This window comes from Rhodococcus sp. FG69 (assembly GCF_057808915.1).
The window spans coordinates 1-8,168 of the sequence record NZ_JBMDIX010000078.1; the positions used below are offsets into that span (position 1 = coordinate 1).

An 8,168-nucleotide genomic window follows, 5' to 3' on the forward strand; every position below is an offset into this window, starting at 1 on the left:
CCCCCCCCCCCCCCCCCCCCCCCCCCGCCCCTGTGTTTCGGACGTTCGATATTCCAGCGCGCGCCTACGGTGCAGCGAAAAGCGGGAACAGCTTCGGTCCACCGTCGGGGAGCACGATCTCCGAACCGACTCGGGTCAGTCCCAGACGCTCCCAGAGCCGGAGGCTGCGCTCGCTCGACGCTTCTGCATAGACACCGACACCGTCGGCGAGCCGCAGCTCACGCAGCGCGCCGGTCACGGCGGCCCGCGCGCCGGTCCCCCGCGAGCTTTCGCGTACGGCGGCGAACATCACGTGGCAGTGCGGCGGAAGATCGGTCGGGTGATGCTCGTCGAGCAGTTCCATCAGCGTGCGGACGCGGCGACCGCTAGGCCCGGTTGCGGACTCGAGGCGGTCCAGCAGAAGTGCACTCTCGTCGTCGGTCGGCACCGAGTCGCTGGGCGTCGACCAGACGATCACAGCGTCGTAGTCGCTCGAGGTAGCAACCATTCCGCCGCGATCGAGAATGTCTTCGGTGACGATGGCGAAAAACGAGTCCAGGTGGCGGCTACGTTCAGGCGTATCTGTGGGTATCGCCCATTCGATGATCGGGTCCTGTGCGAAGGACGCCGTGAGCGTCGCGACGACGGCGTCGAGGTCGGGTTCACCGGTGACGGTCGGTTCGGGTCTCACATCGGCGGTGGTCATACGAATTCCTCCAAGGGGGCGGCGGTGGAGCTGTGCAGTGAAGTGGCCTGTCGATGGGCGCCGACCAGCGCGTCTATGCACCGTTCGATGTCCGCGCTGTCGGTCTGCCAGTTGCAGACCGACAGCCGCAGCGTGGGGTGACCGAACCACGTGGTGGGGCTGGCCCAGCCTGTCCCGCACCGCTGCACGGTGTCGACGATGCGGCCGAGGTGGCCCGCGGCGTCACCGTCCGGAGCGTCGAATCGAACCAGCACCTGATTGAGCACGACGTCGTTGACGACTGTGATGCCCGGCTCGTCGTCGAGGCTCGACGCGAGTTCCCGTGCGAGGCGACAGCATCGGTCGATCAGGTCGGCGACACCGTCCCTGCCCAGATGTCGCAGGGTCGCCCACAGAACAAGGCTGCGCGCGCGTCGGGACATGTCCGGTGAATAGTCGACGGGATCTCGGTCCCCGCCGGTGGCGACGGTCAGATACTCTGCGCTGGTCCGTAGCGCCGCGCGGTGCGCGCCTGGGTGCGCGCACAGAGCGATACCGCAGTCATAGGGAACGTTCAGCCACTTGTGCGCGTCGGTCGCCCACGAATCCGCGGCGGCGAGTCCAGAAACATGACGGCGCACGGTGGGTCCTGCGGCGGCCCACATACCGAATGCTGCATCGACGTGCACCCATCCCCCACGCTCATGCGTGAGCCGGCAGATCTCGGTCAGTGGGTCGACGGAACCGGAGTCGACATTGCCGACCTGAGCGCACACGATCAGCGGACCCGTCGTCGAGTCCAGACGATCGATGAACGCGGTCAATGACATCCGGCCCTGTTCGTCGACATCGACGGGGTACACCTGTCCTGCCATGCCGAGCAGGCGAATCGCTCGCGACACCGTGACGTGGCAGCCTTTGCTGACCAGAATGCGCGGTGCCGGCGCACCGATCAGACCGTCGTCGTCGACGTTCCAGCCCGCGTCGGCGAGCACGGAGTGACGGGCCGCGGCGAGCCCCGTCAGGTTCGCCGTCGCACAGCCGGTAGTGACACCGACCGACACGCCCGACGGCAGCCCGAACAGGTCGATCAACCACCGCGCAACCGTCTCTTCGACCACCGACGCAACGGGACTTGTCGCGTACAGCGCGCCACATTGATCCCATATCGACGTCAGCCACTCGGTGGCCACCGCAACGGGATACGCACCGCCCATGACGAACCCGAGGAAGGTAGGCGCTCCCGAGTGCAGCAGTCCCGGTTCGCCGCGCGAGACGAGTTCGGACACCACGTCGTGCGGTTCCTCACCGCGCCTCGGCAAGGGCCGAACGAAGTCCGCTCGCAATCGGTCCCGGTCTGCCTCGACCCGAGTACTGTCGGCACGGCCCTCCCGGACGTACCGTTCGCTGTAGCGCGCGACGGTCGTCAGCAGACTCGCCGTCCGGTCCGGCGCAGTCATCGCTGCGGCTCCGGCACGTAGTGTGCCGCAGCGGCAGGCAAGCGAACCCCCGCGCTCCGCAGCGACGCCACGCGAGTGGCGTGCGCACCTCCGAACATCATGTGGTGCGCGATGTCCGCGACCCGACGATTCGTCGGCGCAGCGAGATGCGTACCGGCGACCCAACTGTTGAACGCGCCCATCGCAGGCCCGCACCAAATCTGATAGTCGGCCGTGCGATCGGATTCTCCGCGGATGCTCCACCCCGACGACAACCCTAGGTACCACCGAAAGATCAGCGCCATCTTGCGCTTCGGGTCGCGCTCGGCGCCGGCGAGTTGACCAGGGTCGCGTTCGGTGAAGTAGTCCACGCAACCCGCCCACACGTCGTCGAGCGGTCGCGCGAAGATCGACTTCTCGAGATCGGCTCGGCGGACGGCTGGGATCGACTCGATGCCGTCGTATTCGCGGTAGGTCTCGTACAGCCGGTGTGCGCGCGCAGCGAACATCGTTCCGCGGCGCAGGACCTGCACCTGTACACCGAGCTCGAACATGTCCGACGACGGTGCCATCGTGCAGTCCGCGACCCCGGACGTGGCCAGGAGCGCCTTCGTCGTGTCCGACTGATCGGCTTCCACCGACGACTGGTTGATCGAGCCGGTCACGACGTACGCGGCGCCCATCGCGAACGCTGCGGCCACCGCCTGGGGAGTGCCGATGCCACCCGCTGCGCCGATCCGGACCTCCGGTCGACCGGGTCGTTCGCGAGCGAGTCGGTCTCGCAGCATGATCAGGTCCGGAAGCAGAACTGTCAGTGGACGCCGGTCGGTGTGACCGCCCGAATCGGCCTCGGCGGTAATGTCATCGGCCATCGGAATGTGTTCCGCCCACTGTGCCTGTTCGGCGGTGATCTCGCCGGAGTCGAGCAACGTCCGAAGCAGCTTCGCGGGCGCCGGCCGGAGGAAAAGCTCGGCTACTTCTGCTCTTGACACTTTCGCGATCACCCGATGCCGCGGCTCGACGCGGCCATCACGGCCGAGCGCCAATCCGCTGACTCGGTAGCGCACGAGTTGCGGCGTCAGATCCATGAAAGCCGACGCTTCGATACACGTCACCGCATTCCTGAGGCACGCGTCGACGATGGCCTTCTCGAGCGCGGGCTCGGTGGGACTATGGATGAGATTGCATGCGAACGGGGCGTTGCCGAGTGCCTGCCGAATAGTGTTCAGCGCCGCATCGATGCGGGCGGGAATCACCCCTGCGGCGCCGTAGGACGCGAGGTAGCCTGCCCGCGCGAGCGCGATCACCATGTCCGGTGACGCGATACCGTTGGCCATCGCGCCGGCGGCGTACGAGTATCGCACACCATGAAACCTGCGGAACGTGCTGTCTCCCAGAGATTGTGGCGAGAGGGGCCCGACGGCGCTGAGCACCCGGGCGTTCGCCGTCATCGCCGGATCCGACGTTGCGCCGACTCCGTCTGCATCGGCGACGATCCAGCACGGCGAGTCGAGGTCGAGCAGAACCGAACGCACGTCGCTGACGGCCCGTGCCAACACGGCGGTCATCCGAGGGCTCCGCGGCGAATCGAGATGTCCGAAAGCTCGACAGCAAGGTCGATGAGCTCGTAGATGCGCAGACCTGGCTTCCACAACGACGCGTCGACGGTCACGATCACCGAGCCGTTCCTGCGCTCGACAGCCTTGATGTGCACCTCGAGTTCGCATTGCCGATCTGTGGGCAGGAACTGGCCGCGGTATTTCCACGTGAAGTCGATGTCGGCGGGGATCAGGAACTGCGGATCTGCCATGCCCGAATCGAACCCGGAGTCGAGCATCCATTCCTGAACGGCCTGGATCGCCGTCTCCACACCGAGCGATCCGGGGATCACCGGGTCGAGGTAGAAGTGTCGTGCGAAGAACCAGTCATTCGGATCGATTCGGCGCACTGCGTGCAGGTAGCCCTCGCCGTGATCACCGCCACCGTCGACGACGTCGACCTGATCGAGCAGCGCCAACGTACCCTGCGAACACAGGCGCGCACCCGAAGTGTTCCGACGCGCAGCGATGTCGATCGTGCGAACACTGCTCGGCACGTTCGTTTCTCGCCATGTCGGCTTGTTCCGCCCAGCGTCGAGGCCGGTCTGGTTGCCCAGTGCCTCGTCGCTGAAATAGCCGAACATCGTCTCACCACGGTAGAACGCCTCGCCGTCGACCGACAGGGTGTAGTCGAATGTCTGAAGCGACGAACCTGGCAACATGGTCGTCGACAGCAACCGCGACGACTGCGCAATGGTCTTGTCACGCAGGTCCACTTGACGAAGCACGGTGGCCGTGCCCCCGAGGTTGCGCAGACTGAGGGTTTGGTTCGGGGCGGTGAGCGTGGGGCCGACGTACAAACCCATCAACAGCGCCGCCTGCAGGGACGTCTCCATGTACACGAAGTGCGGCACCGAGTAGTTCGCGCTGTCGGCGTAGTACCACGAGTCGGCGGGCGAGTCGTACTCGCTGTCGTACGACGCCGACCGGTCGAGAACCCCCCGCGTGCCGTCGAAGCGACTGACGCGATCGACCAGCAGCAAACCACCGGTCGGCAGCCGTGTCGCCCGGTGTCCGGTGTAGTGCGCGAATTCGGGTCCGAGTGCGGTCCCCTGGTCCCCGCGTGCGAGATGCGCCATGTGGAACTCGTTGAGCAAGACCCTCTCTCCACCGTGGCCGATCCTGCCGGTCCAGTGATCGAGCGAGCCCCCGGTGCCGGGTCCGATCGCGGAACCCGGCTTGTCGGTGACGGTCATCGTGACACTGACGCTCCGACCGTCGCCCGCGATCACTTCGGCGATGACGTGTGGCCGAGGAACGAGGTCTATCTGAGTGACGACGACGTCGAGTTCGGTCGAACCGGTCTCGAGCGGTGTCGGTGGGGTGGCGGTCAACAATGCGTCGGCCAGGCATAGATGCAGCCCGGCGAACACCGCAAAGGTCTCGACTGCCTGCACGGCCGCTGTCGTGGCGTCACCGTCGAATCGGGCGCGCAGGCGACCGCGACCGAGCGCACCGCCACGCAGATCGATGTCGGTGATCGCGGTCAGCGCCAGCGGCGCCGTCGCAGCGATGCGGACATCGGCGTTGGCTTCGGCTTGGTCGTAGTCCGTTCCGAACACGGCATCGATGTCGCCGCGCGCGAGCGACTCCAGCGCAGCTCGGTCGAGTGTGCAGCGATCGGTACGGGCAAGTGGTTTGAATGCTCCCTCAGGCGCCACTGCGACGGGTGCGACCGTGAGCGCTCGCAGCGGTGCGGGCGCGGTACGAGCGGACCGAAGGATCGCGTGCTGGACGCGCGAGTAGGCATCGAGGTGTGCGCGGTGCGCCCCTGTGACCGCAGCCCTGATCTCGCGTAGCGGGTTCGGCCGTCCGGCAGCCGGTAGAAACGCCTTGGGGACGAACGCCGCCGGTGCGGATGACGCGGGAGTGGATGAAGTGGGGATAGATGTGGCGCCGACCGGGTCGAACGCCTCGCCGTCGAAGGCGAGCACGCCCTCGCCGAGGTCTCGTGTAGAGCCGTCGTTCATGATTGGGACCACTGCCTTACTGATTCGCGGAACATGTCGGACAGATCAGGTGTCGTGACCACTGTCACGTCGGAAAACTTCTGAAGAACCACGCCGTCAGCCCCGATTGCGGTGGCGTCGATGGTTACGTCGGTAGAGCCCGCGCGCGGGTTGTCGACCACGACCGCCCAGGGCTCGCCCAGCGGAAGCGCTGCGTAGTAGTCGATTCGGCCGATGCCGAGGGGTAGGCACGCCGAGTTCAGCAGCCGATGTCCGAGTACCGGAGGCCCCTGCAGAATGACGTCCGCGAGTACGGGATTGTGCAGGACTCCGGCATACGCTCCGAGTTCGAGCGGCTCACCCCCGAGTTCGCATTCGAGCACGAGTTCGGTGTCCGAGTCCGCCAGAACTCGGCGCATTCCGTGCAGCAACGGCGCGTGGAATTGCCGGGCGTCGCGATACAACTCGTCGGCGGGCACTCCGGTACCGAAGCGAGGTGCATGGAGACGAGGAGCCTGCGCTGGATGCGCATCGAGATCCATCGTCGCAACGTAGTGAGAGACCGTCTTGGCTTTGTCGCCGCCGGTGACGAACACCCGAACGGTACGGTCGTCGTCGGGTGCGACCCGGATATCGATGGATTCGATCGGGTGGTCGAAGACGATTCCTTTGTGCACGTGGAAATCTCGGACTCCTGTGACGGTCCGGCCCGGGTATGCACGCTCGACGACGTTGATCATTGCGCCGAGACCGAAGGTCGCGGGAAGCACGGGATGCGCGCCGATTCGGTGCGCCTGAACCAGCGGATTCGTTTCCAGCTGCACGAGCCGCCGGGTGGCGACGAACGGTTCTCCCAGCGTCGGTGATCCTTCGGTCAGCGACGCGGCTTCTCCCACCAACACCACGACGTCGTCGCGGCGGTCGGGTGTGAACTGCTCGGCGAAGGCGCGTGCGCCGACACCGGGATCGAGCAAGGTAACACCGCGTCCGATGAAGTGCTCGCGCAACTCGGCCGTGACCATCCCGCCGTCCCAGGCGCCCCAATCGATCGCCGTCACGTGAAGATCGGGCCGGGAGGACACATGAGCTGCAGCGAACCGAGTGAGCGCCTCGTTCGCAGCCGCGTAGTCCGATTGCCCGGAATTTCCGTACAGCCCAGCGACCGACGTGAACAGTACGATCCTACGGAGCGGTGATGGATCGTCGTTCGTCTCGAGCGCGGCCAACACGGCACCGAGTCCGGCGATCTTGGGATCGAGAACTCGGGAGATGTCGGCGACCGTCTTGGCGCCGATCGCCGAATCGGCGAGCACACCCGCACCGTGCACCACGACGGTGATCTTGGATGCCAGCGGGCGCAGAGCCGCTCGCACCGCATCGACGTCGGTGACGTCGACCGCGATGTACTGTGCGCGATCGCCGAGTTCGTCGAGGTTCTCGGCGATCTCGCGGCCGGCCCGGACCGCTGCGCAGGCCCGTCCGACGTCGCGGGGTGTGGCCCCCGATCCGGCCATCGCCGTGAGTGCTGCCGACTGCAGACCCGCGTCGTTCACACCGTGTGCCCAGTCGGGTTCGGGTTCCGGGTCGGTGCGCCCGAGGAGAACGAACCGTGCGGCCGTGTGTCGGCCGAGTTCGCGTGCGCACAGCGCCGTCACACCCCGCGCGCCTCCGGTCACGAGAACCACATCGGACTCGGTCAATTCGGTAACGCTCATGGTCGCGGCTGGATCGACAACCGTATGCGTCGACGACGCGCCGTGCAGGCTGGGCACGATCGTCCACCGGTCACCGTTGTCGTCGATCCCGACTTCCAGCGTGTCTGCCGCTGCGTCCGATACTTCGATCAGCAGTGTTTCCACGAGAGTGTCGGCACTGACGGCCGGATGAACGTCGATGCTGCGGCAGAACAGACCAAGACGTTCGGCAGCAACCGTTTTCACGACACCACCGACGCCACCGATCAACGCGCACACCGGATCGACTGTTCCGGCGAAACCGAGCGCACCGTCGAGACGAGTCAAGGTCACCAATGCCGACCGGAGCCCGCCGGAACGTTCGAGGGACGAGTAGGCGTACTTGGCGGCGAGCAGAGTCGCCGAGAGCCGATGGCTTGCGACAGACCACTCACTCGACGTGCCTGCCACGACGAGAGCGAGCGTCACGTCGGCGTCGAACACTCCCGCAACGGTTCTCTCGATGTCGTTTGCGGTGCCGATCAAGGGCACATGCTCGACGGACCAGCCGCGTGCGCGGAGCCCACTGGTGAGGCCGGCCGCATCGGCGCCATCGTCTGTGAGGTCCAGAACCACTGCGGTAGCGCCGGTTACGAACAATCCTTCGATGCGGTCCACTGGCGGAAGCGCAGCAAGTTCGACGGTGTGCCGCGGCGAGGTCGCCGCGGCTTCAGCTTTTGGGTGGACATCACTCCCCGCGGCAAGGAGCTCGACGATCTGATCGAGGGTGCGCAACGTTCCGAGCTGCTCGGGCCCGAGACTGGGCAGCGACGGGAACCGCTCCT

At 66.2% G+C, this 8,168-nt stretch carries 5 protein-coding genes; all 5 read right to left on the reverse strand.

Annotated elements, in window-relative coordinates; genetic code table 11:
* Positions 1 to 64: 64 nt before the first annotated feature.
* Complete coding sequence (locus ACODSO_RS28765; protein WP_489040031.1) at positions 65 to 685, reverse strand: N-acetyltransferase; 621 nt, start codon at positions 683 to 685, stop codon at positions 65 to 67.
* The gene (locus tag ACODSO_RS28770; RefSeq protein WP_489040032.1) at positions 682 to 2,124 is read right to left on the reverse strand and encodes a pyridoxal phosphate-dependent decarboxylase family protein; all 1,443 of its coding nucleotides are present in this window, start codon (positions 2,122 to 2,124) and stop codon (positions 682 to 684) included. The genes ACODSO_RS28765 and ACODSO_RS28770 overlap by 4 nt, the downstream gene beginning before the upstream one ends.
* Positions 2,121 to 3,671 (reverse strand): PfaD family polyunsaturated fatty acid/polyketide biosynthesis protein, encoded by a 1,551-nt coding sequence (locus tag ACODSO_RS28775; RefSeq protein ID WP_489040033.1) that lies wholly within the window; start codon positions 3,669 to 3,671, stop codon positions 2,121 to 2,123. The genes ACODSO_RS28770 and ACODSO_RS28775 overlap by 4 nt, the downstream gene beginning before the upstream one ends.
* Positions 3,668 to 5,671 carry a hotdog family protein gene (locus ACODSO_RS28780; RefSeq protein WP_489040034.1) on the reverse strand — a complete coding sequence of 668 codons (2,004 nt, stop codon included), beginning with the start codon at positions 5,669 to 5,671 and terminating at the stop codon, positions 3,668 to 3,670. Before ACODSO_RS28780 ends, ACODSO_RS28775 begins: the two co-directional genes overlap by 4 nt.
* Positions 5,668 to 8,168, reverse strand: a 2,501-nt coding sequence (locus ACODSO_RS28785) for an SDR family NAD(P)-dependent oxidoreductase (protein WP_489040035.1), incomplete at its 5' end; no start/stop codon positions are given. The genes ACODSO_RS28780 and ACODSO_RS28785, both read right to left, overlap by 4 nt.

Bases quoted from the DNA above. Each gene is read 5' to 3' on its own strand.
- ACODSO_RS28765 (WP_489040031.1), bottom strand. From the start codon at position 685: ATGACCACCGCCGATGTGAGACCCGAACCGACCGTCACCGGTGAACCC.
- ACODSO_RS28770 (WP_489040032.1), bottom strand. From the start codon at position 2,124: ATGACTGCGCCGGACCGGACGGCGAGTCTGCTGACGACCGTCGCGCGC.
- ACODSO_RS28775 (WP_489040033.1), bottom strand. From the start codon at position 3,671: ATGACCGCCGTGTTGGCACGGGCCGTCAGCGACGTGCGTTCGGTTCTG.
- ACODSO_RS28780 (WP_489040034.1), bottom strand. From the start codon at position 5,671: ATGAACGACGGCTCTACACGAGACCTCGGCGAGGGCGTGCTCGCCTTC.